General features: G+C 67.6%; 21 protein-coding genes and 1 pseudogene. 4 read left to right on the top strand and 18 right to left on the bottom strand.

Annotation, left to right across the window (positions count from 1 at the left end; translation table 11 throughout):
- Nucleotides 1–8 precede the first annotated feature (8 nt).
- Nucleotides 9–2,702, bottom strand: coding sequence for a bifunctional lysylphosphatidylglycerol flippase/synthetase MprF (gene mprF / locus PNO31109_RS11240; protein WP_150555604.1), 2,694 nt, complete (start codon nucleotides 2,700–2,702; stop codon nucleotides 9–11).
- Between the two features lie 532 nt (nucleotides 2,703–3,234).
- On the opposite strand from mprF, the gene PNO31109_RS11235 reads away from it, so the two are divergent.
- On the top strand, nucleotides 3,235–4,524 hold the full coding sequence (locus PNO31109_RS11235; RefSeq protein ID WP_150555603.1) for a serine hydrolase domain-containing protein: 1,290 nt from the start codon (nucleotides 3,235–3,237) through the stop codon (nucleotides 4,522–4,524).
- Between the two features lie 68 nt (nucleotides 4,525–4,592).
- On the opposite strand, the gene PNO31109_RS22355 is transcribed toward PNO31109_RS11235, so the two are convergent.
- Complete coding sequence (locus tag PNO31109_RS22355; RefSeq protein ID WP_150555602.1) at nucleotides 4,593–4,988, bottom strand: GIY-YIG nuclease family protein; 396 nt, start codon at nucleotides 4,986–4,988, stop codon at nucleotides 4,593–4,595.
- Nucleotides 4,985–5,815 carry an AraC family transcriptional regulator gene (locus PNO31109_RS11225; protein WP_150555601.1) on the bottom strand — a complete coding sequence of 277 codons (831 nt, stop codon included), beginning with the start codon at nucleotides 5,813–5,815 and terminating at the stop codon, nucleotides 4,985–4,987. Before PNO31109_RS11225 ends, PNO31109_RS22355 begins: the two co-directional genes overlap by 4 nt.
- Nucleotides 5,816–5,976: 161 nt before the next feature.
- Between PNO31109_RS11225 and PNO31109_RS11220 the strand changes: the two genes are divergently transcribed.
- Nucleotides 5,977–7,473 (top strand): SLC13 family permease, encoded by a 1,497-nt coding sequence (locus tag PNO31109_RS11220; RefSeq protein WP_150555600.1) that lies wholly within the window; start codon nucleotides 5,977–5,979, stop codon nucleotides 7,471–7,473.
- On the opposite strand, the gene PNO31109_RS11215 is transcribed toward PNO31109_RS11220, so the two are convergent.
- A complete protein-coding gene (locus PNO31109_RS11215) occupies nucleotides 7,456–7,908 on the bottom strand; it encodes a hypothetical protein (RefSeq protein ID WP_150555599.1) in 453 nt (150 codons plus the stop codon). The genes PNO31109_RS11220 and PNO31109_RS11215 overlap by 18 nt on opposite strands.
- An 80-nt stretch (nucleotides 7,909–7,988) precedes the next feature.
- Nucleotides 7,989–8,510 carry a hypothetical protein gene (locus PNO31109_RS11210; RefSeq protein ID WP_150555598.1) on the bottom strand — a complete coding sequence of 174 codons (522 nt, stop codon included), beginning with the start codon at nucleotides 8,508–8,510 and terminating at the stop codon, nucleotides 7,989–7,991.
- Here PNO31109_RS11210 and PNO31109_RS21930 point away from each other — a divergent pair.
- Nucleotides 8,509–8,649: a hypothetical protein gene (locus PNO31109_RS21930; protein WP_174966361.1), complete on the top strand. Its 141-nt coding sequence runs from the start codon at nucleotides 8,509–8,511 to the stop codon at nucleotides 8,647–8,649. The genes PNO31109_RS11210 and PNO31109_RS21930 overlap by 2 nt on opposite strands.
- A 30-nt stretch (nucleotides 8,650–8,679) precedes the next feature.
- Here the strand turns inward: PNO31109_RS21930 and sctE are convergent, their stop codons facing one another.
- From sctE to PNO31109_RS11170, 8 genes are all read right to left on the bottom strand, one after another.
- Nucleotides 8,680–10,182, bottom strand: a complete 1,503-nt coding sequence (sctE, locus tag PNO31109_RS11205) for a type III secretion system translocon subunit SseC family protein (protein WP_150555597.1) — start codon at nucleotides 10,180–10,182, stop codon at nucleotides 8,680–8,682.
- A complete protein-coding gene (locus PNO31109_RS11200; RefSeq protein ID WP_150555596.1) occupies nucleotides 10,179–10,694 on the bottom strand; it encodes a SycD/LcrH family type III secretion system chaperone in 516 nt (171 codons plus the stop codon). Before PNO31109_RS11200 ends, sctE begins: the two co-directional genes overlap by 4 nt.
- Complete coding sequence (locus PNO31109_RS11195; RefSeq protein WP_150555595.1) at nucleotides 10,691–11,308, bottom strand: hypothetical protein; 618 nt, start codon at nucleotides 11,306–11,308, stop codon at nucleotides 10,691–10,693. Before PNO31109_RS11195 ends, PNO31109_RS11200 begins: the two co-directional genes overlap by 4 nt.
- A 24-nt stretch (nucleotides 11,309–11,332) precedes the next feature.
- Nucleotides 11,333–11,605: a hypothetical protein gene (locus PNO31109_RS11190; protein ID WP_150555594.1), complete on the bottom strand. Its 273-nt coding sequence runs from the start codon at nucleotides 11,603–11,605 to the stop codon at nucleotides 11,333–11,335.
- 125 nt (nucleotides 11,606–11,730) lie between these two features.
- Entirely contained in the window at nucleotides 11,731–12,342 is a 612-nt protein-coding gene (locus PNO31109_RS11185) for a hypothetical protein (RefSeq protein WP_150555593.1), read from the bottom strand.
- Between the two features lie 212 nt (nucleotides 12,343–12,554).
- On the bottom strand, nucleotides 12,555–16,217 hold the full coding sequence (locus PNO31109_RS11180; RefSeq protein ID WP_150555592.1) for a hydantoinase B/oxoprolinase family protein: 3,663 nt from the start codon (nucleotides 16,215–16,217) through the stop codon (nucleotides 12,555–12,557).
- A 224-nt stretch (nucleotides 16,218–16,441) separates the two neighbouring features.
- Nucleotides 16,442–17,773 (bottom strand): MFS transporter, encoded by a 1,332-nt coding sequence (locus PNO31109_RS11175; protein ID WP_150555591.1) that lies wholly within the window; start codon nucleotides 17,771–17,773, stop codon nucleotides 16,442–16,444.
- A gap of 225 nt (nucleotides 17,774–17,998) precedes the next feature.
- On the bottom strand, nucleotides 17,999–18,805 hold the full coding sequence (locus tag PNO31109_RS11170) for a putative hydro-lyase (protein ID WP_241013782.1): 807 nt from the start codon (nucleotides 18,803–18,805) through the stop codon (nucleotides 17,999–18,001).
- A 228-nt stretch (nucleotides 18,806–19,033) separates the two neighbouring features.
- Between PNO31109_RS11170 and PNO31109_RS11165 the strand changes: the two genes are divergently transcribed.
- On the top strand, nucleotides 19,034–19,966 hold the full coding sequence (locus PNO31109_RS11165; protein WP_150555590.1) for a LysR family transcriptional regulator: 933 nt from the start codon (nucleotides 19,034–19,036) through the stop codon (nucleotides 19,964–19,966).
- Nucleotides 19,967–19,994: 28 nt separating this feature from the next.
- On the opposite strand, the gene PNO31109_RS11160 is transcribed toward PNO31109_RS11165, so the two are convergent.
- The 5 genes and pseudogenes from PNO31109_RS11160 to PNO31109_RS11140 form a co-directional block, all read right to left on the bottom strand.
- Nucleotides 19,995–20,363 carry a cytochrome C oxidase subunit IV family protein gene (locus PNO31109_RS11160; protein ID WP_150555589.1) on the bottom strand — a complete coding sequence of 123 codons (369 nt, stop codon included), beginning with the start codon at nucleotides 20,361–20,363 and terminating at the stop codon, nucleotides 19,995–19,997.
- 8 nt (nucleotides 20,364–20,371) lie between these two features.
- Entirely contained in the window at nucleotides 20,372–21,109 is a 738-nt protein-coding gene (locus tag PNO31109_RS11155; protein WP_174966360.1) for a heme-copper oxidase subunit III family protein, read from the bottom strand.
- A gap of 125 nt (nucleotides 21,110–21,234) precedes the next feature.
- Nucleotides 21,235–21,867 carry a cytochrome c oxidase subunit 3 gene (locus PNO31109_RS11150; RefSeq protein ID WP_150555588.1) on the bottom strand — a complete coding sequence of 211 codons (633 nt, stop codon included), beginning with the start codon at nucleotides 21,865–21,867 and terminating at the stop codon, nucleotides 21,235–21,237.
- Nucleotides 21,864–23,735 (bottom strand): cytochrome c oxidase subunit I, encoded by a 1,872-nt coding sequence (gene ctaD / locus PNO31109_RS11145; RefSeq protein WP_241013757.1) that lies wholly within the window; start codon nucleotides 23,733–23,735, stop codon nucleotides 21,864–21,866. The genes PNO31109_RS11150 and ctaD overlap by 4 nt, the downstream gene beginning before the upstream one ends.
- A gap of 687 nt (nucleotides 23,736–24,422) precedes the next feature.
- Nucleotides 24,423–25,538: pseudogene (locus PNO31109_RS11140) on the bottom strand (cytochrome c oxidase subunit II); the annotation flags it as partial.
- Between the last annotated feature and the right edge of the window lie 178 nt (nucleotides 25,539–25,716).

Genomic DNA, 25,716 nt, shown 5'->3' with positions numbered 1-25,716 from the left:
GCGTGCCGTCATTTCGTGATCATCCCTTTCCAGCCGCCGCCCACGAGCGCCGCCACGTCGGCGAGCGTGAGCATCGGCGCGAGTCCGCCGGGTGTCATCAGGTAACGCGTTTCCCATTGCGGATCGAATTTGTCCTTGAAGCTGCGCAAGCCGCGGAAATTATAGAAGCGCGCGCCATGCGCGAACATCATGCGGCCGAAGCGGTGCCAGCGCGGCGCGAGCTGATGCGTCTGCATGCCGGACATCGGCGCCATGCCCAGGCCAAAGCGCTGGTAGCCCTGTTCCTGGAAGTGCAGCATCAGCTTCGCGAACAGAAAGTCCATCGTGCCGGGCGGCGCGTCGGGCACCTGACGCATCAGATCGACGCTCGCCTCGATGCGCTGCACCTCGGGGCACATCAGTGTGGCAAACGCGACGAGCCGCGCCTCGCGCCGCACGAGCGCGACGGGCTGACGCGTTACGTAGGCGTCGGTGAACGCACCGAGCGAGAAGCCCTTCTCCCGCGTGTGCTGGCGTGCGAGCCACGCGTCGGAGACCCGCCGCATTTCCGCCAGATGCGGCGCGACCTGGGCCGCCGGCACGATCTCGAGCGTGAGCCCCTCGCGCTCGCCGCGCGCCACGCCGTGGCGCAGATTCGCACGGCGCGCGCCTTGCAGGCTGAAGTCCGGCAGGCTCACGAATGCCTCTTCGCCGAGCTTGAACGCGCGCAGGCCCGCGTCGATATAGAGCGGCAACGCCTGCGGGCGCGTCTTGTAGAACGCGGCGCGCCCCCCGTGCGCATCGGCCAGTTCGATGAAGCGCCAGATCAACTCGGGCCATTCCTTCTGGTCGCCCACGGGATCGGACAGCGACACCCACGAGCGGCGATGCTTCGCGTACATGATGAAAGCATTGCCCGACGGCGAGAACAGGAAGCTCTTGTCGCCCATGAGCGCCAGACAGGCGTCGGCGGCAGGCTGTTTGCGAACGACCTCGTGCGCGCGCGCCAGGTCCGCCTCGCTCACCGGCACCATCGCTCCGGCGGACTGCCGCAGCAACTGCCACAGCGACAGACCGAGCCCGATCACCGCAACCACCATCAGCGCGCGCATCGAACGCGGCGCGTCGCCGTCGAACGTGAACTGCCACCAGAGCTGATTGGCGTAGCCCACGCGCCGGTACGACATGAACATCAGCCACGTACAGGCGCCGAGCACCGAGAGCACCGCGATGATCCAGCCGGGCTCGAACGTCTGCGTAAAGAGTGACGAGCGCCGGTCGAACTGCTTGCGCGAGACCAGCAGCAGCGTGGCCAGCACGGCGAGCACGAAGCACTCGGAGAGCGCGATGCCCTTCGGGATCGCGAGCACCGCCGCCACCACGGTCAGGCCGAGCGAGCCCCACCACGCGGCATCGAGCCGGTGCAGCAGGCCGCGCGCGAGGAACAGCATCGCCAGGCCCGCCACGCTGCCGAGCAGGTGCGAGACTTCCACCAGAAACAGCGGGACGTGGCGGCGCAGAAAATCTTCGGCGTCGCGCGTGGCGGGCGTCACGCCGGAGATCAGCAGCATCACGCCCGCCACGAGCGTGAGCGCCGCCAGCACGCCCGGGAAAAGCCGCACCGCCGCGCGGCCGATCGGCGCGGCCGGCCCCTGGCGCAGCTCGAAGCCGGCCAGCAGACAGGCCGCGAGCATCAGCGGCAGCAGGTAATAGATGCCGCGATAGAGCACCAGCGCCCCGGCCACCTCGCTCACGGGCGCGTGGCCGTTCGTCGCGAGCAGGATCACCGCCTCGAACACGCCAACGCCGCCCGGCACGTGGCTCAGCACGCCGAGCGCCATGGCGATCGCGTAGAACACGACGAAGGTGGGCAGATCCACCACGCCGCCCGGCAACAGGCACCACAGCGCCGCGGCCGCCATGCCCAGATCCGCCGCCGAGATGAACAACTGGCGCACGGCCAGCCGCAGCGGCGGCAACGGCATCGCCCAGCGGCCAAACAGCGTCACGCTGCGCTTGCGCGCGCACAAGGCGAGAAACGCCGCGGCGCCCGCGAGCAGCAGCGCGGCGAACGTCTGCAGCAGCCAGCCCGGTATCGGCACCAGCGCCGAGACGCGCGACGCCCCCCATAACATGCCCAGCGAGCCGAAAACCATCATGCCCAGGCCGAACGCGCCGGCGTTGAACGCGACCGCCTGTGCCACCTTCGGCGCATCGACGCCGGCGGCCGCGTACATGCGCATGCGCACGGTGCCGCCGGTGAGCACGCCAAGGCCGACGGAATTGCCCAGGGCGTAGGCGATGAACGACGTCAGCACGACCGTGGAGCGTTTGACCGTCGCCCCGGCGAAGCGCAGCCCGGAGATGTCGTAACCGGTGAGCGCCGCGTAGCTCGCAAGCGTTGCCAGCATGGCAAGGACGAGGCGACTCAGGGGCGTGCCGTGGATCGCGCCGACGACATCGTCGTAGTGCACGTGCCGCAGCATATGGTGGAGCGCGTCGAAGACCAGGAGGCCAAGGAGGGCGACGCCTGCAACGATCAGCCAGGGCCGCGCCGCGCCCCAAGGGATGCGCCGCAGCCAGCGCACGGCGGCCGGCAGCGGCGGCCGGGCGTCGGGCTGCGCCGTGCGCGTGGCATCGTGATGCGCGGCGCCGGCGGGCGGCGCCGCGGCAGAAGCAATGTCGGCGGGCCGGCTCGGGCGCGCGCGAGAGGGTTCAGTCATGTATCGGTCGATCCTTCGGCCGGCACGACGCCACCTTCGGGACGCCGCCTCATGGCCTATGGGCGAGTCGGAGCCTGTTCGTGAGATAGCTTACACCGCGACAGGTAACAGGTCTTGTCGGTGCGGGACCCACACTGCAGCCCCGCAGGGGAACCCCACACTGGAATCCATCTCACGCGCCAGACGCGCGTCTGGTTGACCGGACAACTCCGCAAGCCGCCTGCACGCCGTCTGCATCCCGCCGGCGTCTTGGTGCGATTTCTCGCGAAACGAGCCATTCCGGCAGGGCGCTGCCCGCCCGGCCCCGCCGTATGGGCGCTTCGGCGACCATACGGCGGGGCATCGCCCACGAGCTTCGATATATGCAACTTAATGTAAAATGCGGGGATTTTAACTGTCACTTAGCTGAAGTTTTCCTAAACTTCGAATCGTTTTGAGATTGCCGCGAAGCGGCACGTGCGCACACCGAACCGTTCTGACTCCGAAGAGAGTCGATTGGCGGCTCGAACGATGTGCGCGGGGGGAGTTGATAATGAACGTCGCACGGCACAGCCGTTCGGCAGGGGCACGTTTGACCACGCAGTTCGCATTGCGACGCAATTCGCATGCCGTTGCGCGCGCTTTGGGTAACGCCGGCGCGCCGCTGCGGCGTGGCGTTCTGACACTCCTGCTCGGCATCGCCGCCCTGACCGGAGCAAACCGCTCGATCGCCCAGACCGCCGCATCGCCGGCGTCCTCGGCCAACGCCGTGAGCAGCACGGCCAACGTCGTCGTCGCCATGCCGCCGTCAGGCCCGGCCACGCCGATCACGCCCGCCGTGCCGATCGGTCAGGCCACGCTCGCGCAAGGCGTGGCGCAGCTCAAGGAGCGCTACAACCTCTCGCATGTATGGCTGCGCACCGAGTCGGACAGCGGCGCGGCGCTGGAAGCGGCCACCGCAGGCGACGAAGCGCAGCAGTTGCTGCCGGTGGCGAGCCTGTCGAAGTCGGTCACCGCCATCGGCATCGCCCTGCTCGTGCAGCGCGGCCAGCTCTCGCTCGACGCCCGGCTCGGCGACCTGCTCGAGGCCTACGCGAATCAGCACGGCAAACCGCTGGACCCGAGTCTGCGCGACCTGACCGTGCGGCGGCTGCTCGCCCACCGCGCGGGCCTTGCCACCAACGGCTTCAACGATCCGGTCAACGGCTTGTTCAGCGGTCTGGCAATCCGGCGCGTCGGCGGCGGTGCCGACTTCTTCAACTATCTCGATGCAGGCGACGCCGGTCACTCGACAGGCAAATCCGATTTCGTCTACTCCAACGTCTCGTATCTGCTGCTCGGCATGGTGATCGAGGCCGTCTCCGGGCAGGATTACAAGACCTTCTGCGAGACGCAGATCTTCGCGCCGCTCGGCGTGGCCGACGCAAAGCTGCCCGACAACTGGCGGCTGCTGGCGCCCTTCGCGGGATGGCAGATGTCGACAGGCGCGCTGCTCAAGGTATGGCGCGTGTTCGACGTGCGGCGCCCGACGCTGCTCACCGAGAAGACGCTGCGCACGCTGCTGCTCGACAGGCAGTCAGGGCCGATCAACGCCGATCGCGACGTGTACTACACGCTCGGGGTGTTCCTGCTCGCCGGCGCCGGCGAGCGCAGCTACCGGATCAGCCACGACGGCATCGCCGACTTTTTCCGAACGCAGTCGACCTATTACACCGTGGTGGAGAAGACCGTGCCCGGCGACAGCTGGGCGCTCGTGGTGTCGCCGATTCCGTCTCGCGGGCAGTTCGGCGCGATCCAGCGCGACGTGCGCAAGATGATCCGGCAGGCGCGTCTGATACCGTAACCGTCGCGATGGCGACGGCATCATCGCCATGCTCCGCCGCGCCGTTGCGCTTTCTCTGCTGTGCCGGATCAGCCGGCCGCGGCATTTTCCACGGCGGGCGCGGCTGCGCTCTCGGAGGACTCGCTGGACTTGGTCGACCCGGCGGGCTTGCCGGCGCTGGCGCCGCCGGCGTCGGCAGTGCCGTCCTCGCCAAAGTCGCACACGAACGTGCCCGCGATGAGCCCGCGCTTTTGCGCGGCCGTCAGTCGTTTGACGCGATATTCGGCCCGCGAGGCCGCCGCGCGGTCCGCGAAGGCGAGCGAGAGCAGGAGGCGCGACGGCGGATGAGCGCGTGTGAAGCGCGCGCCCTTGCCCGCCGCGTGAGCGGCGTAGCGCGCCGCGACGTCGACCGTGATGCCGGTGTAAATGCGCCCGCCGGCGCACTCCAGCAGGTAGAGAAACCAGGGACGGGACGGTGCCGTCATAACTTCGCCCTTTCCTCGCGCGTGAATTCGCGCGGCGAAACGCCGAGCGCGCGGCGGAACATCGCCGCGAACGCCGCCGGCGTCGCATAGCCGAGGCGTTCGGCCACCGTCGCCACGGGCACGCCGCGCACCATCCACTCGACAGCGCGTGCGAGCCGCACCTGTTGGCGCCACGCACCGAAGCTCGTTCCCAACTCCGTATTGAAGAGCCGCGCGAGCGTGCGCTCGGACGCACCCACTTCGTCCGCCCATTGCGCGAGCGAGCGATCGTCGTCGGGACGCTCCATCAACCGATCGCACAAATGCCGCAGGCGCCGGTCGTCGGGCCGTTTCAGGTCGAGCGACGCCGGCGGCGCGACACGCAACTCCTCGAGCAACAGCGACGTGGCCAGTTCGTGGCGGGGGTCCGACACGGGCATTCCGCTCGCCAGCGCCGCCGTGAGGTCGCGCAACAGCGGCGAGACTTCGAGCACGAGGCAGCGATTCTCCGGCAAGGGCGAGACTTCGGGCAGCATGTAGACGGCATAGAACTGCGCCTCGCCCAGCACGGCCACCTCGTGCCACGTGCCCGCCGGAATCCATGCGGCGCGAAACACGGGGGCGACGAGGCTCGCTTCCCCCGCCACGATGCGCAGACCACCGCGCTGCGGGCAAATGAGCTGCCCCCATTCGTGGCGATGCGGTTCGATGCGCGCGTCGGGCGGCGGCGTGCGCAGGTGCGCAACGACGGGCCGCTCGACGCTGGGTGCCGTGCGCGGCATGGGAACGTAGCTGGGGCGCTCGGTGCGCCCAGCCTGCCCGGCGTGCCAGGATACGGAGCGTGGCATGTTCTCGATGGTATTTGTCCTGATCGGGGGGTGTCGTGCACCGGAACGAGCCGCTAGCATACGATATGCCCGGCGCGATGCAAGCCGCCGGTTCCGCCGGCGCGCCGCAGCCCCGCTCGCCTGGACACCCTCGCTGGCCCATCACGACAACGACAAGCGCCATGACGTCACCCCCCTCCCGCGAAACGCCGCCGCCGGCGTCTCCTTGCGCGCCGCCCTCGCCCGCCACCGACCGGCTTCGCCGCGAATCCACGCAGGCTCGCGCCGGCGCCCGCTCGCGCGCGCTCGGCGGCTACGCCGTCTATGTGCTGCTCGCCCTGGCGTTGTGGGCCGCACACCACGGCAGCGAGACCCTCGGGCTCGGGCCGGCCGCGGCGCAAGCGGCCGTGCTGGTGATGTTCACGATCGGCGCGTGGGCTTTCGGACTGTTCCCCGAACCGATCACCACGCTCACGTTCTTCCTCCTTGCCACACTGCTCCGCGTGGCGAAACCGGAAGTCATCTTCGCGGGCTTCCATTCGGCGGCGTGGTGGCTGGTGTTCGGCGGCGCCGTCACGGGCATCGCCGTGCGCACGACTGGCCTGGGCTCGCGTCTGGCCGCCACGCTGTTCGATCTGAGGCGGCCGACTTACGCGCGCTATGTCGCGTCGGTCATGGTCGCCTGCGTGGGGCTCGCGTTCGTGATGCCATCGACGACCGGGCGCATTTTGCTGCTCATCCCGATCGTGCTTGCGCTCGCCGACCGCGTGGGGCTCACGCAGGGAAGGCGTGGGCGCACCGGTCTCGTCATGACCGTCGCCGCGGCCAGCTATATGCCGCCCACCACGATCTTGCCGGCCAACATCCCGAACAGCGTATTGATGGGGGCCGCCGACTCGTTCTATGGCGTGAAGCTGCACTACGCGCCGTATCTGCTGTTGCACTTCCCGGTGCTGGGCGCGCTCAAGGCAGCGATTCTCGTATGGGTCATCTGTCGTCTGTTCCCGGACGATGGGCCGCTCACTCACGCCAGAGGTGCCGCGCCGCCGCCCTTCACGCCCGACGCTCGGCGTTTGTCGGTACTGCTCGCGCTCGCACTGGCCGGCTTCGCGACCGACGCATGGCACGGCATTTCGCCGGCGTGGATCTCGGTCGCGGCGGCCATCGTGTGCCTGCTGCCCGCCATTCAGATCGTCTCGCCGAAGACCTTTACCGAGCAGATGCACATCACGCCGCTCGTGTACGTGGCGGGCTTTCTGGGCGTCGGCGCCGTGGTGGCCGACACCGGGCTCGGCGAGAAGGTGGCGCGATGGTGTCTGGATGCGGTAGGCATGGCGCCGGGTGCGCCTGTGGTGAACGCCGCGTGGCTGATCGCCATTGGCGCGGCGATCGGCCTCGTCGCCACGCTGCCCGGGCTGCCTGCGGTGCTCACGCCGCTGGCCGGACAGCTCTCGGGCGCGAGCGGCCTGCCGCTCTACACCGTGCTGATGCTCCAGGTGCCCGTGTTCTCCACGGTGCTGCTGCCGTATCAGAGTCCGCCGATGATGATCGCAATGCATCTGGGCGGCGTGGGCATGCGCGACGGCACACGGCTCACCGTCGTCATGACGATCATCACGCTCGTGCTGCTGTTCCCGCTCGATTACCTGTGGTGGCGTGCGCTAGGGGTGCTTCCTTGAGCCCAGCCGCCGGCCCGTGCTCTCGCGGCAAAAGACGAGCCAGCGGTCGCCGTCCTCCTCGCGCAGGTACGCACCTTCGCGCTCGAGGATCGAGATGAGGCGCAGGCGCGCCTCGCGCAGCCGAATGTCGCTCACGCCGGGCAGAATCATGCCGCGCACGTACCCTACATGGGGCACCGTGCGCAGCAAAAGCCGGATGAGTTGGCAGAAGCGTCGCACGGCGTGCTCGCTCGTCTTCGCCCCGGCGCCCGGCCGGAAGTCGGTGATCGTGAGCACGATGCCCGAGGCGCCCTTGTCCAGCCGGTGACAGAGCGACAACTCGGTGCTCTCCACGCGCTGTCCCAGCGCGACGTGGGTGCGCTCGCAGACCTCGGCGCGCGCCGTGAAACGCTGACTCCGGAAGAAGGCTGCAACGGCGCGCTCGCAAACGGTCATGGCTGATGGCGAATGAGGGGAGGATCAGGAACAGCGCAAAGGAAATATCAGGGCAAGCTCGGCAGAAGATCCGGGGAAAGCTAGCGGATGGCCTCGTAGAGCTTGGCGAGATGCTGGCCGGCCATGCCGTACAACTGCCGCGAGACGTCGCGCATCTCGGCGCTCGCCGTGTCGATGCGCTGACGCAGGCGCTCGTTGGTGCGGCGCGTCTCGTCGGTGAGCGAGGTGGCGAATTCGCCGACGACGTCGTTGTCGCGCCCGCGGTTCGACAGGTCAGCCGCCGCGAATTCGAACGCCGGCTTGCCGAACTGCCCCACGCCGCTCACGACGCCGCCGATCGCCTGGCCGATCTCGATCCTGTCGCGCAGGCCGTAGCGCGCGCCGACCACGCTGCCGCCAAGCGAGAGCACGCCCGTGAACAGTGCGCCCCCCGCCTGCGTCATCGCAGCGTCATAATGCTTGCGGTTCGCGCGGTATTTTTCGTCGCGCGCCGCCACGCCGCGCGCGAACAGCATCACCTCGTGCCGCGTGCGATAGGCCTGGTCCGTGTTGCGCTCGCCGGTGCGGATCTCGATCATCAGCTTCGCGAGCAGCATCAGCATGACGAGGCTGTCCATTGCCGTCGCGACACGCGACATGCCAGGCGCCGCCGTTCCCGGCCTCGCCGTCTCGCCATACGGCGTCGACGTCAACGTCGGCGCGCTCGAAATTGCCATGTGGTTCATCTCCGACTCCGTGTGATGAAGACGCGGCTCGCACCGCGCCGGTTGATCAGGCCATCGACGCCGCGATGCGAATGCGCACCGCGCCCGTCCTCGTCACGGCTTCGCTCGCCGCTTCGGCCACGTCGCCCTGCTGGCCGGCCAATGCCTCCATGCGTTTGGCGATACGCTTCTTGTCGTCGCCGTTCAACGCCATGAGAAATTGCAGCCACGACATCTCGGTGGCGAGATCGCGGGCATCGAGCTGCAGCCTTGCGCGCTGCATGCCGATCGCACTCGCGGTGATTTCGCGCCCGGCCACCAATGCGCCGCGCAGCACCGACGAGAGCGACCACATGCCGCGCGCGACGGCGTGCCGCCCCTGCGAGGCCAACTGCTTGCCGAGCGACTTCGTGACTTCCGCCGCGCTCACCGGCACGCCCCTGGCCAGTTGCCGGCTCGTGGACTTGACGACGTTGTCGAACGCGCGCGTCACCATCTGCTCCATCATCTGCTGCGTGAACAGCTCGGCCATGCGGTTGAAGCCGCGCGCCGCGAGCGAGCGCGCAGTGCGCGTGCCCGACTGCGCGAGCGAGCGCCCCACCTGTCGGCCCACCTCCGCGCCGATCTGATACGACACCTCGGAGACCACCCGCGTCCTGATCGCGTTGATGGCGGCGTCGTCTCCCGCCTTGACGGCAGACGCGAGCGCGTCGCCCGCACCGCCCCGGAACACGCGCGTCGCCGTCTTCGCGACCGAGCGCGACGCCATGAACCCGCGCACCGAAATGCCGAAGCTCACGACCATGCCCAACGCCTGGAACGCCATCTGCGCGTGGCCCCACTTCGCGGCTTCGCGTTCGTAGTGCTCGGCGTTCTTCGGATCGGCCAGCGCCATCGTCTTCATGATCGCCGCACCGACGCCGGCGATACCCGCGCCCAGATCCGCCACGCCGCCCGCGATCATCAGCGGATTCATGGTAAGTACGCCGGTCACCACCTTGAGCGCACCTACCACCAGATCCACGGCTGCCGTGATCCAGTCGAAGATGACGCCGAACACGCCGCCCTTGCGGGCCTTGTCGGCGTCGCGGGTCATGGCCTCCATCTGCTCGCGAAACTTCTGGATGTCTTCCTGGCGCAGCCGGTCCTGACGCTCGGCGAGCAACGCCAGCGCGCGCTGCGTGGATTTCGCGGTGTCGCCCATGGCCTGCATCGAGATCATCGATGCGACCATCACCAGCGTCGACGGGTCGAGCTTCTCGAGACTGGCCAAATCCGTCACGCCGAACTGAGACGGCGGACGCAGCGCCTCGGCGCCCAGCCTTTCGCCCGCCGCGTAAAGCCGCTGCAGCAGCCGGGCGAACGCGCCCTCGGCGCCTTCCCAATCAGCGTCGGCCGGCGGGTCAGGGAGAAAGTCCTCCGGCGTGAGCCACGCAACGCGCTCGCCGGCCGGCGCCAATGTCTGCGCGCTCGCATGTTGCACGCGCCCGGCCCCGGCGGCCGTCGCCGGCACCGCGTCACCCGTCCATGGCGGGCGGTAGCCCACTCCCACTGCACCTATCGGGTTCATGTGTTTCCTCGTGTCGGAGAAGTTGTCAGAGCGTCGCGCCGCGCGCGCGCGGATCGTTCCAGCTCGCTGTGCTGCGACTGCCCCGCGCAAAGCCGCAGCGTGGCGTCGTAGGCCTTGACGGCGTATTCGTCATTGCCGATACCCTGGTAGCTCATGCCGGCGAGATACGGCGCTCGCGGGTCGTCCGCGCGAATCACGCCCGCCTTGGCGAAGCACGGCAGCGCCTCGCCGTGCTGCCCAAGCCGCTGGTAGCAAAGGCCGAGACCGAACCAATCGTCGAACGACCACTGATCCAGCGTTGCCAGCACGAAATAGACGCGCTGCGCGGCGGCAATCTCGCCCTGTGAAAAGCGCCGCTGCGCATAGGCGCGCACACGGGCGAGGTCGGCTTCGTCGAGCGAGGCGAGCATGCGAAGCGCACCGCCCTGCGCGAAGAAACGCGAAAAGATGGACTCGATGGACTCGATGGCCTCGACCTCGCCGACGCAGGGCTCCTGTGCTTGCGGCCTCACGAGCGCATCGACCCGTTGATCTGGTTGAGTTGCTGCCCACGCGAGCTGATGATCGTGTTAGCGAGCGTCGACACGCCGTTGTACTCCTGCAGGAACTTGTTGATTTCGATCTGCTCGATGGTGCGGCTGTCGGTGGCGGCCTCGCTGCGGCTCTCGGCGGCGGCCTTGAGCGCGCGCAAATGATCGGCACGGAATTCGCGCGAGGGTTCGACGTAATTGCGCTCGCCGAGCTTGCGCGGCCGGTTCTCCCACTGCTGCAGGGTGCGCTTCGTTCCCGAGTCGTCGATGGTGATCTCCACATCGTATTTGTCGAAGAATTGCCGGATGCCGTTGCCGACCTTGACGGTCTTCGAGGTGTCCGTGCCGAGCTGGTTGATCAGCGTCTCGATCTGGTTGGCGACGTCGCGCGCTTCGCGGCCGTGCGATTGACGCCGGCGCATCGAGTCGATCTTCTCCTTCGCGTCGTTGCCCGCGGCTTGCATCAGCGTGGCGGCATGCGCCAGAAGCAGCGAGTGCATGTCGATGGTGCGTGCGCTGGTGAGCGTGCTGTGCGTGGGCGGCGAAGCGAGGGGGGTGGCGCCGTAGCCGGCGCGGGGCGTGTCGAGCATGATCATGGGCAAAGCCGTGGGCAGGAAAAGTCAGAGGTTGTTCGTGATCCGGCTCATGAGCTCGCGCAGCTTGGCGATCACCGCGTTGCTCAGCGTGAGCGCGTTCTCGTAGGCGGAAAGGAACTGCTTGATCTCGATCTGCTCGAGCGTGCTGGACGTGGTCTCGCCGTCGGCCGCGCGCTGACGGGCCGACGCGACCCAGTCGGTCGCGCGCCGATGCAGGTCGTCCATCCGGTCGCTGGCGTGCGAGAGGGCTGCGAGCAGGGGATTGTCCGACGCGGCGAAGGCCGTAGTTCCGGACATTGCGGATGCTCGGATCGTTCGGGACGCGCCGGGCGATCTACCGGATGTCGCGTATCGGCTGGAGAACGATGTCGACGACACGTCGGCGCCAGGGGGTGGGAAGCCCGTCATCATGTGGCGCTCCGTCATGCCCTCGGCGAGCGCACCGCGAGAGAACGCCCCGCGGTGCGCTCCTGCGGCACGGACGAAGGCCAGGTCGCGGCCGCGGATGGCGCTGACGGCGGCGAGAGCGGTGATGACGGGGCCGTCGCCGCTGTCGCCGCTGTCGTCACTGTCGCCGAAGCCGGCGCATCGGACTTGAATCGCTCGATGGCGCTCACGAGCGCCGTCGCCATGCGCGCGATCTCGCGCTCTTCGCGTTGAAACGCTGCGCTCTCCACGAGTGTCTGGAGGCGCGACAGCTTTTCGCGCGCCTCAGGCGTCGCGCACGCCTCGAGCTGCCGGATGTCGGCCATCAGTGCCTCGTACTCCTGCATCTGCCGCTGCAGCCGGTGTCCCGCCAACTGCACCTCGCCGCAGGCGCGCTCGTACTGGACGAAGAGATCGTCGCCGGCCGCCGGCAACGCTTGCGCGTGCGCCGGCCGGGGCGCCGCGTCGGCGCGCCCAGGGGGGTCGCGCCGATCGGGTGAGGAATCGAGCGGAGAATCGAGTGGAGAATCGGGCGGAGACTCGAGCGGGGAGTCGAGCAGGGAGTCGAGCAGGGAGTCGGGCGAGGATGGTTGCGGCGAATCGGACATGTGGACACCTCCATACGTGAGCGTGGTCATCTACGACCAAGGCATCCTACGGAGGTCTCGCACGCCGGCCTTTGCAAAGCCAGTCATCCCTTCCGGGAACCGGCCGCACTTCAGGTTTCTCCTAGTACGCAGCCAGTCACCCCCTTGCATTGCATCATGCGCCCGGCGCGAGACACGCCGGCGCGCCGGGCACTACGGCATCGTGCGGCGCGTCATGCCGCGCCGAATCCCCCGCCTCCGGGCGTCTCGACGACGAAGACGTCCCCCGGTTGCATCCGCGTACTGCCAATGTGGCCCATCGCTTCGCGCGTGCCATCCGCACGCTCCACGTAGTTTGCGCCCAGCGCGCCAGGTGCACCGCCCTGCGCCCCGAACGGGGCATGCACGCGATTGTTCGACAGAATCGACGCCGTCATCGGTGCGAGGAAACGGATTCGCCGCACCGCGCCGTTGCCGCCGCGCCAGCGACCCGCGCCGCCCGAGCCGGTCCGGATTCGGTGACTTTCGAGCCGCACCGGATAGCGCCACTCCAGCACTTCGGGGTCGGTCAGCCGCGAGTTCGTCATGTGCGTCTGCACCGCGTGCGCGCCATGAAACCCTTTGCCAGCCCCGCTGCCGCCCGCGATCGTCTCGTAGTACTGGTACGTTTCGTTGCCGAACGTGAAGTTGTTCATCGTGCCCTGGCTCGATGCCACCCGGCCCAGCGCGCCGTACAGCGCATTGGTAATTGCCGAGGATGTCTCCACGTTGCCCGAGACGACCGCGGCCGGATAGGCCGGGTTGAGCATCGAGCCGTGCGGCACGATAACGGTGAGCGGCTTGAGGCACCCGGCGTTGAGCGGAATGTCGTCGTCCACGAGCGTGCGGAAGACGTACAGCACGGCGGCCATGCAAACCGCGCGCGGCGCGTTGAAATTGTTCGGCAGTTGCGCCGACGTGCCCGTGAAGTCAATCGTCGCCGAGCGCGTTTGGCTGTCGACGCGAATCGCCACCTCGATGAGCGCACCATTGTCGAGCGCGTAGCGGTAATGCCCGTCGGCGAGTGCGCCGATCACGCGCCGCACCGCCGCTTCGGCGTTGTCCTGCACGTGGCCCATGTAGGCGAGCACGACGTCGCGCCCGAACTCGCGCACCATGCGGCGCAACTCGTCCACGCCCTTCTGGTTCGCGGCGACCTGCGCGCGCAGGTCCGCCATGTTCTGATCGATGTTGCGCGCCGGATAGCGCGCGCCGGCCAGCAGTTCGCGGGTCTGCCGATCGCGCAGCTCGCCCGCGGCGACCAGTTGCCAGTTGTCGATGAGCACGCCCTCCTGCTCGACGTGCGTGGAGTCGGGCGGCATCGAGCCCGGCGTGATGCCGCCGATGTCCGCGTGGTGCCCGCGCGAGCCGACGTAGAACAGCGGCTCGCGGCTGTCTTCGCCGTCGCCGTGCACGAACACCGGCGTAATGACGGTGACGTCCGGCAAGTGCGTGCCGCCATGATACGGATCGTTGAGCATGAAGACGTCGCCCTCGCGCATCTTGCCGCGATTGCGCTCGATCACGGTGCGGATGCTCTCGCCCATCGAACCGAGATGCACCGGCATGTGCGGCGCGTTGGCGATCAGGTTGCCTTCGCGGTCGAACAGCGCGCACGAAAAATCGAGCCGCTCCTTGATGTTGACCGAATACGCCGTGTTCTGCAGACGCAGGCCCATCTGCTCGGCGATCGACATGAACAGGTTGTTGAAGATCTCGAGACGCACCGGATCGGCCTGCGTGCCGAGCCCGCGCTGCGTGGCGCGCGGCACCACGCGCGTGAGCACGAGGTTGCCCTGCCCGGTCATCTGCGCCTGCCAGCCCGGCTCCACGACCGTCGTGCCGCTCTTCTCGGCCACGATGGCCGGGCCGTCGAGGGTGTCGCCGGCGAGCAGCGTGTCGCGCGGGAACAGCGCCGCCTCATGCCACGCGCCGCCTGCGTAGAGTTTCACGCGATCGATGGCCTGCGGGGCGCCTGCGCCGCGCGCGGGCAGCGGTGCGATGTCGACCGGCGCGTCCGAGCGCCCGACCGCCTCGACCGACGCCACTTCCACGATCAGCGCCGCGCCGTCCATGAGGAACGAATAGCGCTGACGGTAGGCCGCCTCGAACGCGGCGCGCATTTGCGCCACGTCGCCAAACGGCACGGCAAGGGCGGAATCGGTGCCCGCGTAGCGCACGTGAACGCGACGCACCGTCTCGATGCGCGACGGCGGCACGCCTTGCGCGAGCAGCGCGTTCACGGCTTCGTCGGCGAGCGCTCCGAGCGCATCTTCCAGCGCTCCCATGCCATCTTCGGACAGGGGTGCCTCGATCATGCGCTCGCGCATCGCGGTCTGGTCGGCCAGACCCATGCCGTATGCCGAAAGCACCCCGGCGAGCGGGTGCGCGAACACTTTCGTCATGCCGAGCGCATCGGCCACACCGCACGCGTGCTGGCCGCCGGCGCCGCCGAACGTCGTGAGCACGTAGCGGCTCACGTCGTGGCCGCGCTGCACGGAAATCTTCTTGATGGCGTTCGCCATGCTGCCGATCGCGATCTCGAGAAAGCCCTCCGCGAGCGCTTCGGGCGTTTGCCGCCGCCCGGTCGCGCGTTCGATTTCCGCGGCCAGCGCCGTGAATTTCTCCACCACGACGTCGCGATCGAGCGGCGCGTCGGCGTGCGGGCCGAAGACCTTCGGAAAGTGCGCGGGCTGGATCTTGCCGAGCATGACGTTGCAGTCGGTGACGGTGAGCGGACCGCCCCGTCGGTACGCCGCCGGCCCCGGGTTCGCGCCGGCCGAGTCCGGACCCACGCGCAGGCGAGTGCCGTCGAACGACAGCACGGATCCACCGCCCGCGGCCACGGTGTGAATGCTCATCATCGGCGCGCGCATGCGCACGCCGGCGACCTGCGTCTCGAATACGCGCTCGAACTCGCCGTTGTAATGCGAGACGTCCGTCGACGTGCCGCCCATGTCGAAGCCGATCACGCGGTCGAAGCCCGCCGCGCTCGACGCGCGCACCATACCGACGATGCCGCCTGCCGGGCCGGAGAGGATCGCGTCCTTGCCCTGGAAGTTGTCGGCGCGCGTGAGACCGCCGCTGCTTTGCATGAACTGAAGGTTCACGCCCGGCATCTCGCGCGCGACCTGCTCGACGTAGCGACGCAGGATCGGCGAGAGATAGGCATCCACGACCGTCGTGTCGCCGCGCGAGACCAGCTTCATGAGCGGCGACACTTCGTGCGACACGGAAATCTGCGTAAAGCCGAGCTCGCGTGCGATGGCGGCGAGCGCCTTCTCGTGCGTGTGGTAGCGGTAGCCGTGCATCAATACGATGGCCAACGCCCGGATGCCGCGCGCGTACACGGCGGCCAGCGCCTCGCGGGCGGCGTCGACGTCGAGCTCGCGCACGACGTCACCGTGCGCGCCCACGCGCTCGTCGATCTCCACCACTTCGGCATACAGCGCTTCGGGCAGGGCGATGTCGAGGTCGAACAGGCGCGGACGGTTCTGGTACGCGATGCGCAGCGCGTCGCGAAAGCCCTGCGTCGTCACCAGCGCCAGCGGCTCGCCCTTGCGTTCGAGCAACGCGTTGGTGGCAACCGTCGTTCCCATCTTCACCATGTCGACGAGCGCCGGTGTGATCGGGGTGGCGGCGTCCAGCCCAAGCAGATGGCGGATGCCCGCAACGGCGGCGTCGCGGTATTGCTCGGGGTTCTCCGAGAGCAGCTTGTGCGTGACGAGCGAGCCGTCCGGGCGACGCGCCACGATGTCGGTGAAGGTGCCGCCGCGATCGATCCAGAACTGCCAGCGCGAGGCAGTCTGATGCGCCGGGGCGCGGTTCTGGGCGGAGGGCGTGAGAGCGTTCGTCATGAGGTCACTCGCGAAACAAGGGTCAAACGGGATCGAACGGTGACAGGGCGGCGCCGTCGTCGTTCGAGATAACGGTGGCGGCGACTGCGCACGCTGGCGCAGGACGCACGTGTCCCGGCGAGGGCCCGCTGCCAGGCGGGGCCGCGCACACCGATGCGTTGCCGGGGGGCTGAAACGGTGAAACCGAAAGGTGGACGCGGCAGCCGGGCCGCCGCGGTGTTTCGTCAGTTCGTTCGCGCTTTAAGGGATTCGAGCGACTCGAGTTCGCGTCCGCGCGTCTCGGGCAGCGTGAGCGCCGCGACGATCAGCACGCCGTAGGCCACGCCGGCGAAGATGCCAATCGTGGCGCCCAGGCCGTACTGCTTCGAGAGCATGCCGATGAGAAACGGAAACAGCGCGCCGATGGCCCGGCCGACGTTGTAGCAGAAGCCCTGTCCCGAGCCGCGCACGCTTGTCGGAAACAGCTCGGTGAGAAACGCGCCCATGCCGCTGAAGATGCCCGACGCGAAGAAGCCGAGCGGAAAGCCGAGCCAGAACATCGCGTTGTCGGTGAGCGGCAGCGACGTGTAGGAGAACGCGATCACCATCGAGCCCACGGCGAACAGGATGAAGTTCGGCTTGCGGCCGAGCCGGTCGGTCAGGTACGAACTGGCCAGATAGCCCACCCACGAGCCGAAGATGATCATCGCGAGATAGCCGCCCGTGCCCATGACCGTGAGGTGACGCTCCGTCTTGAGGAACGTGGGCAGCCACGTCGTAATGGCGTAGTAGCCGCCTTGCGCGCCGGTCGTGAGCAGCGCCGCACGGATCGTCGTCGAGATCAGGGCGGGACTGAAGATGGCGGCCAGGCCAGGCGCATCCTCTGCCTTCGCCTGCTTGGCCTTCTCCTTCTGGTAGACCTCCGGTTCCTGCACGTAGCGGCGGATGAAGAGCACCAGCAGCGCGGGCAGCAGGCCGATGAGGAAGAGCGCGCGCCATGCCATGTCGGCGGGCATGAGCGAGAACAGCACCGAGTAGAGAATCGCGGTCAGCCCCCAGCCGATGGCCCAGCCCGATTGCACCAGCCCGACCGCCTTGCCGCGATCGCGCGCGCGAATCACTTCGCCGATGAGCACGGCCCCCGCGGTCCATTCGCCGCCGAAGCCAAAGCCCATGAGCGCACGGGCGGCGAGCAGTTGGTGATAGTTCTGCGCGAGGCCGCACAGTCCGGTGAAAACCGCGAACCACAGCACCGTCAGTTGCAGTGTGCGCACGCGGCCGATGCGGTCCGACAGAATGCCGGCGACCCAGCCGCCCAGCGCGGATGCGAGCAGCGTGAGCGTGCCGATGAAGCCCGCGTCCGCAAGGCTAATGCCCCAGGTGGCAACGAGCGTGGGGATGACGAAGCTCAACATCTGCGTGTCCATGCCGTCGAGCATGTAGCCGACCTTGCAGCTCCAGAAGGCGCGCTTTTCGCGCGGCGTGGCGTCGCCGTACCAGCCGATGAGGCTGCCGCCGGTGTCTCCGCTTGCGGCGGGGGCCGCAGACGGGCTCGCGAGAGGGGTTTTGCTTTCCATGAGAAAAAGGCTCCGGTGATGTCCTGACTTGCCGTGTGGTGCCCTCGAGGCCGCGCTCCTCGATGGGCGTGTGCGGTCACCGGCGGGCGATGGCTCGCCCGCCGCCTCCCGTCATGGCGCGGTGCTTGTGTGATGCGTGTTGCTCGGTGATGCCGTAGTGCGTTAGTGCAATGGTGCGTACATCCGGCGGGCGCGATGGAGCGCCCGGGCGACGCGTCGCACGGCTCAGAAGACGGCGAGCGATGCGTTCGGGATATCCGTCATGAGCATGTACCCCGGGCGATGTGCGATCGCCAGCGGCAGTTTCGCGTCCATGAGCGCCGTTTGCGGCGTGACGCCGCAGGCCCAATACACGGGCAGCTCGCCGTCGCGAATCGTGACGGCGTCGCCAAATTCCGGCCGGGACAGATCGGCGATGCCCAGCTCGGCCGGGTCGCCGATGTGAATCGGCGCGCCGTGTACGCCGGGAAAGCGGCTCGTGATCTGCACGGCGCGAATGGCGTCGGCGCCCTTCATCGGACGCATCGACACGACCAGTTCGCCGCCGAACTTGCCCGCGCGCTGGTTCGCGATCTTCGTGCGGTACATCGGCACGTTGCGCCCCTCTTCCACGTGGCGCAGCGGGATACCGGCCTTGGCGAGCATGTCCTCGAACGAGAACGAGCAGCCGATGGCGAAGACGACGAAATCGCTCTGCCAGAACTCGGCCAGGTTGTCGACCTGCTCGGCGAGCTTGCCGTCGCGGTAAATGTTGTAGCCCGGCACGTCGGAGCGAATGTCCACCTCGCGCCCCAGCGCCGGCACGTGCCACTGGCCCGGCTCGCCCACGCCCAGCAGCGGGCAGGCCTTGGGATTGCTCTGGCAAAAGCGCAGGAAGTCATGCGCGTGCGTCGCCGGCAGGATAGCGAGATTGGCCTGCGCGAAGTTGCCGCAGTAGCCGGCCGTCGGTCCGCGGAACTGGCCGCTGCGGACAGCCTGACGAAATTCGAAGGGCGTGATCGTGGCGCGCTGCGAAGTGAAATCGTGCGGCATGGCAGGATGGTTCATGGTGGCTCCGGCATGGGGGGCGATACCTCGGCGGCATCGGATGGGTGAAGCATAGAAAGAAAAAAAAGTTGTCGCTAACGACTTTTTCTACGCAGAGCCGTATAGAATTTCTTAACAACATCGCGGGTTTTCCCCAAGTTCGTTGCATTTATTTTCATCGCCCGACGCCGGTTTTGGGCACGCTCCCGGCCTTCGTTCCCACGACACTCCCCCATGAACACGCGCTTTCTCGAAACCTTCGTCACGCTGGCCAAGCTGCGCAGTTTCCGGGCAACGGCCGCCGCGCTGCACGCCACGCCGGCGGCCATCTCGCAGCGGCTCAAGGCGCTGGAGGAGGAGTTGAATACGGCGCTGGTCGATCGCGACAGCCGCGAATTCCGCCTCACGCCGAACGGGGAATATCTGCTCGGGTATGCAAAGGCCGTGGTCGAAGCGGCGCGACGGCTCCAGACGGCCGCCTCGGGCGAGAGCCTGTTGCGCGGGCGACTGCGTCTGGGCGTGATCGAGACCGTCGTGCACAGTTGGCTGCCACACTACCTGCGCCGTCTCGCGTCGGACTACCCGACGCTGGAAGTGGAGTTGACGGTCGACGTGTCGGTGCAGTTGCAACGCCGCCTCGTCGCCGACGAGCTCGATCTCATCATTCGCGTGGAGGGCAGCGACGACAGCAGCGTGGTGTGCGATGCACTCGCGAACTATCCCGTGCACTGGGTCGCGCGCACGGGCATGTTCCCCAACACGCGCAGCGGGCTTGCGAAGCAGGTGCTGCAGCACCCGATCCTGACTTACGGGCGCGGCACTGCGCCGCACCGCGCGCTCGAGGACATCGTGGCGAAACTCGCCGGTGTGCATGGCGTGCCACTGTCCGAGACGCGCATTACCGGCTCGCCGTCGATCGCCGTGATCGTGCAGCTCGTGCGCGACGGCTTCGGCGTGGCGGCAATACCGCGCCTGTTCGTCGACGACCTGATTGCAAACGGCGAAGTGGTGGAGTTGCCGTTGCAGCCCGCGCCGCCCTCGATCGTGGTGTCGATGTCGCGGCGGGCGGACGCGCCGCTCTTCGTCCATGGGGCCGCTACGGCCGCGCGCACGGCGTGCGCCGAATACTGCCGCAAAAGCGATCGGCGTCTGGTGGAATTGCTCTGACGCCGCCCCCTCCCTGCTAACGCCACCCTCAACGGAAGTGCGCAACGCGCGTGAGGAACGTGTAGTCCGCTTCTGCCGCCATGAGCGCCATGAGCACGAGCAGCGCCAGCGGCGGGATCAGAATCGCGTAGACCAGCGCGAGGCGCTCCCAGCGCATGTGCATGAAGACCGCCACGATGAGTCCCGCCTTCGCCACCATCAGCACGAGTATCAGCGTCCAGCGCAAATAGCCCTGCAGGTTGGCGTAATCGACGAGATAAGACAGTGTGGAGAGCACGAACAGCAGCCCCCATACCTTCAGGTAGAGGCGCACCGAGTGTTGTTGTCCCGAATGCTCGCCGCCGGCCGCTCCCGGCGGGGAGGCGGCGGCCGAGGCCGGGGTTGCCGTGGAATTCATCGCTCCTCCTACCAGAGATAGAACAACGCGAAGATGAACACCCACACGAGATCGACGAAGTGCCAGTAGAGCCCGGCGATCTCGACGAGCTGATAGTTGCCGCGCCGCTCGAGTGTGCCGTCGAGCACGCGGCGCATGACGGTGAGCAGATAAACCACGCCCGCGCTCACGTGCAGCCCGTGAAAGCCCGTGATCATGAAAAAGCACGCGCCGAACTGCGCCGCGCCCATCGTGTTGCCCCACGGGCGGATGCCCTCGTGCACGATCAGGTTGGTCCATTCGAACGCCTGCATGCCGACGAACGCCATGCCGAGATAGGCCGTGGCGAGAATACAGGCGGCCGTCTTGTCGCGATCGCGTCGATAGGCGTAGTTCACCGCCATCGCCATGCTGCCGCTGCTGCTGATGAGCACGAATGTCATGATGGCGATGAGCAGCAACGGCACCGGATGCCCATTCACGTCGAGCGCGAAAATCTCGGCCGGATTGGGCCACGGCGCGGTCGTGGACATGCGCACCGTCATGTAGCCGATCAGGAAGCTGCTGAAGACGAACGTGTCGGAGAGCAGGAAGATCCACATCATGGCCTTGCCCCAGGGCACGCGAAACGCCGCGCGATCGCCTGACCAGTCCGCCACCACGCCGCGCCATCCGCCGGGCGGCGCGGCAGCCGAAGCGGTGGGGGACGCAGGCGGCAGGGACGATGACGGGTTCACGATGTGGCTCCTCACATAGTCTTGCGACATGTCACGCGATCTCTCACACTATCTCGCGCTATCTCGCATCACCTCTCACTCTCTCGCACTATCTCTCACATTGCCTCCCGGCATTTCCGGCCGTCTCTGGCGACGCCCCGCTCTTCCCGTTGCGCTCAGCCGCCGGCACCGCCGGTGCCGCACAGACGCTGCGCGATCTCCGGCGTGAGGTTGACGATGGCGGCAAAGAGCACGATCCAGAGCGCGAGCAGAAAGTGCCAGTACTGCGCGCTCAGCGACAACCGGCGCGCACGCACGGCGTGGGTGATCCGACGCGGCGCCAGGCACGCCCACGCCACCAGCCCGCCCAGCAGATGCAGCGCATGCAGCCCGGTGAGCAGGAAGAAGAAGCTGTTGGCCGGATTGCCGCTCACGCCGTAGTGACGGGCGACCAGGTCGTGCCAGACCCAGATTTGTCCGCCGACGAAGGCCAGCGCGAGCACGCCCGCCGCGCGCCAGTCGCGGCGCGAGCGGCGCAACTCGCCGCGGCGCGCCTGCGAGGCGGCGGACTGCATCACGATGCAGGCCGCTACCAGCATGCCGGTGTTGATCCACAGCGCATTGACCGGTGGCAGCGGACGCCAGTCGCCCAGGCTCATGCGCATCACGTACGCGGCGAGCATCAGCGCGAACAGACTGCCCACCACGCCCATGAACCACCACAGTGCGATCTGCGAGGCCGCACGGCGATGCGGTTGCGCAACCGGTACGCCGCCCGGCATGGACGGCCACGACGGGACAGGTCTCATGATGTGGCTCCTCTCGGCGAGTCGGGTGAACGAGGTGAATCGTGAGAATCCGGCGCGGGCGGCGCCCCGGACGACGGCGGCGGCGCATCGCGACGATGCAGCGCCGTCGTGTCGCCATGCACGAGCGTGGCCGGACGGCGCGGGTCGGGCGCCATGTTCTGGGGCACGAAGTCGTCGCTGTCGCCCGGCACGCTGTACTCATACGGCCAGCGATAGACCACGGGCAGCACCGGCCCCCAGTTGCCATGCACGGGCGGCACGTCGGGCGTCTGCCATTCGAGCGATGCGGCGCGCCACGGATTGTGTGTCGCCGCCTTGCCGTGCCGCAGGCTCCACGCGAGGTTGAACAGAAACAGCAGCTGGCCGGCGGCCACGACGAACGCGGCCACCGAGATGTAGGCGTTCATGGCGTGTGCCGAATCGGGGATGAAGCTGTAGTTCTGAAACTCGTAGTAGCGGCGCGGCATGCCGAGCACGCCGAGGTAGTGCATCGGGAAGAAGATCGCGTAGGTGCCGAGGAACGTAATCCAGAAATGCCAGTGGCCGAGGCGGTCGTCCAGGCGTCGGCCGGTGATGAGCGGATACCAGTGATAGATGCCGCCGAAGATCACGAGCAGCGGCGACACGCCCATCACCATATGAAAGTGGGCCACCACGAAATACGTATTGGAAAGCGGCATGTCGACGCTCACGTTGCCGAGGAAAAGCCCCGTGAGACCGCCGATCACGAACGTGCTGATGAAGCCGATGGCGAAGAGCATCGGCACGGTGAGATGAATGTCGCCACGCCAGAGCGTGAGCACCCAGTTGTAGACCTTGATCGCGGTGGGAATCGCGATGACCAGCGTGGTCGTCGCGAAGAAGAACCCGAAGTACGGATTCATGCCGCTGATGAACATGTGGTGGGCCCACACGACGACCGACAGCACGCCGATGGCGAGGATCGCCCAAACCATCATGCGGTAGCCGAAGATGTTCTTGCGCGCGTGCACGCTGATGAGGTCCGAGACGATGCCGAAGGCCGGCAGCGCGACGATATAGACCTCGGGGTGTCCGAAGAACCAGAACAGGTGCTGGAACAGCAGCGGGCTGCCGCCGCGATAGTCGAGCGGCTGCCCGAGCGAGACGAGTGCGGGCATGAAGAAGCTCGTGTGCAGCGTCTTGTCGAGCAGCATCATCACCCCCGAGACGAACAGCGCGGGGAACGCGAGCAAGGCGAGCACCGTCGCCATCACAATGCCCCATACGGTGAGCGGCAGGCGCAGCAGCGTCATGCCCTCGGTGCGTGCTTGCAGCACCGTGGTGACGTAGTTCAGACCGCCCATCGTCGCCGCGACGATGAAGATCAGCAACGAGACGAGCATCAGCACGATGCCCCACTCGGTGCCTGGCGTGCCGGGCAGGATCGCCTGCGGGGGATAGAGCGTCCAGCCCGCCCCGGTGGGGCCGCCCGGCACGAAGAAACTGATCATCAGGACAACGACGGCGAGCAGGTAGACCCAGTAGCTGAGCATGTTCAGAAACGGGAAGACCATGTCGCGCGCGCCGACCATCAGCGGAATCAGGTAGTTGCCAAAGCCGCCGAGAAAGAGCGCCGTGAGGAGATAGATCACCATGATCATGCCGTGCATGGTGACGTACTGGTAGTAGTGGTTCGCGTCGATGAACGAGAACTTGCCTGGAAAGCCGAGCTGCAGCCGCATCAGGTTCGAGAGCACGAGCCCGACCAGACCGACTGCGATGGCGGTCAGGGCGTACTGCACCGCGATCACTTTGTGGTCCTGGCTCCAGACGTACTTCGTCCAGAAGCTCTGCGGGCCCCCGTGGTACACGCCGGCGTGGGCCGGGCTGTCGGAACCGCCAGTCATGAGCTGTCTCCTGAACTGTCGTGACGCTTTCGGCGTGGCGACGGTGTCGTTTCGTGGTTGCGTTGCTCGGTGCCGTGTTGTTTGGTGGATGCGTCGTCGTGCTGCTCGGTGTCTCGTCGCTGCGTTTGCGTATCGTTGCGTGTCGTTGCGTGTCGTTGCGCCGCTCGTCCTTGCGAAGCGGGTTTTGCATCGGTGGGCCGTTGCATTCACGCGCCTGTGCACGGCTCGTCCCTGCCATGCTGCGGTACCGCGACGTTACGTCTGCCGGTGTTGCTGTCTCACGCCTCCTGCCGGCCCTATCCCGCGCTCACGCTCCGTATCGACCTACGGTGCCGGCCGGATCATCGGCACACTCGGCTGTGCGGAGCCCGACGGCGGCGGGTTCGTCGACGGCGCCGGCGGCACACCCAGCGGCGGCATATTCGTGCGCGAATCGTTCTGCAGCGGAAGTCCCGGTGTCTGCTGGCCCGGCCGGCGGGCCGGCTGCGATGGCGGTGACGGTTGCGTTCCCTGATTTGCCGGGGCCGACGGCGTCAGTGGCCCGTACTGCGCCGGTGGGCGCGGCGTCTGCAGCGAGTTCTGCGCCAGTTGTACGTCCACGCGCGGGGCGGCGGCGGAGGGAGTCGCGGGCGCTGGCGGAATCGGCGCGGCGGCAGGCGTTGTCCCGGGCAGGCCGGCCGGCGTCGGCGTGGGCGCGGCGTTCGCGCCCAGTGTCCGGATGTAGGCAATCAGGGCCTTCAGTTCGTCGTTCGTCAGGTCGACTTTTGGCATGAGCGGCGCGAAGCCTTTCGGGACGCGCGCGGTCGGGTTGCGAATGAACGCGGCGAGATAGGCCTCGTCCACGTGCGCCGTGCTGCCGTCTTGGAACGTCTCCGTCTTGCCGAAGAGCCCGTGCCACGTAGGCCCGACGCCGGCGCTGCCGTCGACCGTATGGCACCCGGCGCACCCCTTCGTTTGCGCGAGCAGCTTGCCCTTGGCGGCGAGCGGGTCGGCGGCAGCCGCGCCGGCGTGCCGCGCCTGCAGCGAGGCGAAGGTGGGCAGCTTGGCGACCCAGGCGTCGTAGGCGGGCTTGTCGTCGACGACCACGACGCCGCGCATGTTCGCGTGGCCGACGCCGCACAACTGGGCGCAGAGAATGTCGAAGCGCCCGGTGCGCGTGGGTGTGAGCCACATCTGCGTGACCATGCCGGGCACCATGTTCATGCGGGTGCGAAACGGCGGGACGTAGAAGTCGTGCAGCACGTCTTTGGCGCGCAGCAGCAATTTCACCGGCTGACCGACGAGAAGATGCAGTTCGGGGGCGTCGACGATGCGGTTGTCCTGATTGGCGGGATCTTTCGGATTCAGGCCGAGCGGGTTGTCGGCGGTGACGTAGCTCGGATCGGAACTGCCGAGCCGCCCGTCGGGGCCGGGCAGGCGGAAGCGCCACTGCCACTGCTGGCCGACGACCTCGACGGCACGGGCGTCGTGCGGCGGGTCGATGAGCTTGGCGTAAACGAACAGGCCGGGGGCGAGCATCGCGGCAATGCCGACGGTGGTGATACCGATCAGCCACCCCTCGAGGCGGCGATTGTGAGGCTCGTAAGCGGCCCTATGGCCGTCGCGATGCCGATAGCGAAAAATCGCCCAGGCGACGAAGAGATTGACGACAACGAAGGCCACGCCGGTGATCACCAGCGTGATGGTGAGCGTATCGTCCATCTGCCGCCAGTTCGACGCCAGCGGCGTGAGCCACCACGGGCTCCAGAAATGGAAGGCGAGCGCGGCGGCGACGACCAGCGTTAGGACAATGGGGATGGACATAACAATGCCCGCCCTGATGTGTCGCCTCCTACGGCCAAACTTAGAAGGCAGTTCTGGACATGAATACCCTACACCTAGGCTAGACGTCGGTGCGAAAGTGTCAAGGTGCGATTGTGCTGTCTGGCCACAAGCGGCGTCTCCTGACCGCATGCCAACCGCAACTGTAATCGGCTTCATC

This window comes from Pandoraea nosoerga, from assembly GCF_902459585.1.
Taxonomy (GTDB): Bacteria; Pseudomonadota; Gammaproteobacteria; order Burkholderiales; family Burkholderiaceae; genus Pandoraea; species Pandoraea nosoerga.
The sequence above is the reverse complement of the archived record's forward strand: the minus strand, read 5'-3'. Positions and strand labels throughout refer to the sequence as shown.

Coding starts and splice junctions, on each gene's coding strand:
- PNO31109_RS11165 (WP_150555590.1), top strand. CDS start 19,034: ATGAACACGCGCTTTCTCGAAACCTTCGTCACGCTGGCCAAGCTGCGC.
- PNO31109_RS11180 (WP_150555592.1), bottom strand. CDS start 16,217: ATGACGAACGCTCTCACGCCCTCCGCCCAGAACCGCGCCCCGGCGCAT.
- PNO31109_RS11210 (WP_150555598.1), bottom strand. CDS start 8,510: ATGCTGATGCTGCTCGCGAAGCTGATGATCGAGATCCGCACCGGCGAG.
- PNO31109_RS11220 (WP_150555600.1), top strand. CDS start 5,977: ATGACGTCACCCCCCTCCCGCGAAACGCCGCCGCCGGCGTCTCCTTGC.
- PNO31109_RS11175 (WP_150555591.1), bottom strand. CDS start 17,773: ATGGAAAGCAAAACCCCTCTCGCGAGCCCGTCTGCGGCCCCCGCCGCA.
- PNO31109_RS11185 (WP_150555593.1), bottom strand. CDS start 12,342: ATGTCCGATTCGCCGCAACCATCCTCGCCCGACTCCCTGCTCGACTCC.
- PNO31109_RS21930 (WP_174966361.1), top strand. CDS start 8,509: ATGACGAGGCTGTCCATTGCCGTCGCGACACGCGACATGCCAGGCGCC.
- PNO31109_RS11170 (WP_241013782.1), bottom strand. CDS start 18,805: ATGCCGCACGATTTCACTTCGCAGCGCGCCACGATCACGCCCTTCGAA.
- ctaD (WP_241013757.1), bottom strand. CDS start 23,735: ATGACTGGCGGTTCCGACAGCCCGGCCCACGCCGGCGTGTACCACGGG.
- PNO31109_RS11190 (WP_150555594.1), bottom strand. CDS start 11,605: ATGTCCGGAACTACGGCCTTCGCCGCGTCGGACAATCCCCTGCTCGCA.
- PNO31109_RS11150 (WP_150555588.1), bottom strand. CDS start 21,867: ATGAGACCTGTCCCGTCGTGGCCGTCCATGCCGGGCGGCGTACCGGTT.
- PNO31109_RS22355 (WP_150555602.1), bottom strand. CDS start 4,988: ATGACGGCACCGTCCCGTCCCTGGTTTCTCTACCTGCTGGAGTGCGCC.
- mprF (WP_150555604.1), bottom strand. CDS start 2,702: ATGACTGAACCCTCTCGCGCGCGCCCGAGCCGGCCCGCCGACATTGCT.
- PNO31109_RS11235 (WP_150555603.1), top strand. CDS start 3,235: ATGAACGTCGCACGGCACAGCCGTTCGGCAGGGGCACGTTTGACCACG.
- PNO31109_RS11225 (WP_150555601.1), bottom strand. CDS start 5,815: ATGCCACGCTCCGTATCCTGGCACGCCGGGCAGGCTGGGCGCACCGAG.
- PNO31109_RS11215 (WP_150555599.1), bottom strand. CDS start 7,908: ATGACCGTTTGCGAGCGCGCCGTTGCAGCCTTCTTCCGGAGTCAGCGT.
- PNO31109_RS11195 (WP_150555595.1), bottom strand. CDS start 11,308: ATGATCATGCTCGACACGCCCCGCGCCGGCTACGGCGCCACCCCCCTC.
- sctE (WP_150555597.1), bottom strand. CDS start 10,182: ATGAACCCGATAGGTGCAGTGGGAGTGGGCTACCGCCCGCCATGGACG.
- PNO31109_RS11160 (WP_150555589.1), bottom strand. CDS start 20,363: ATGAATTCCACGGCAACCCCGGCCTCGGCCGCCGCCTCCCCGCCGGGA.
- PNO31109_RS11155 (WP_174966360.1), bottom strand. CDS start 21,109: ATGTCGCAAGACTATGTGAGGAGCCACATCGTGAACCCGTCATCGTCC.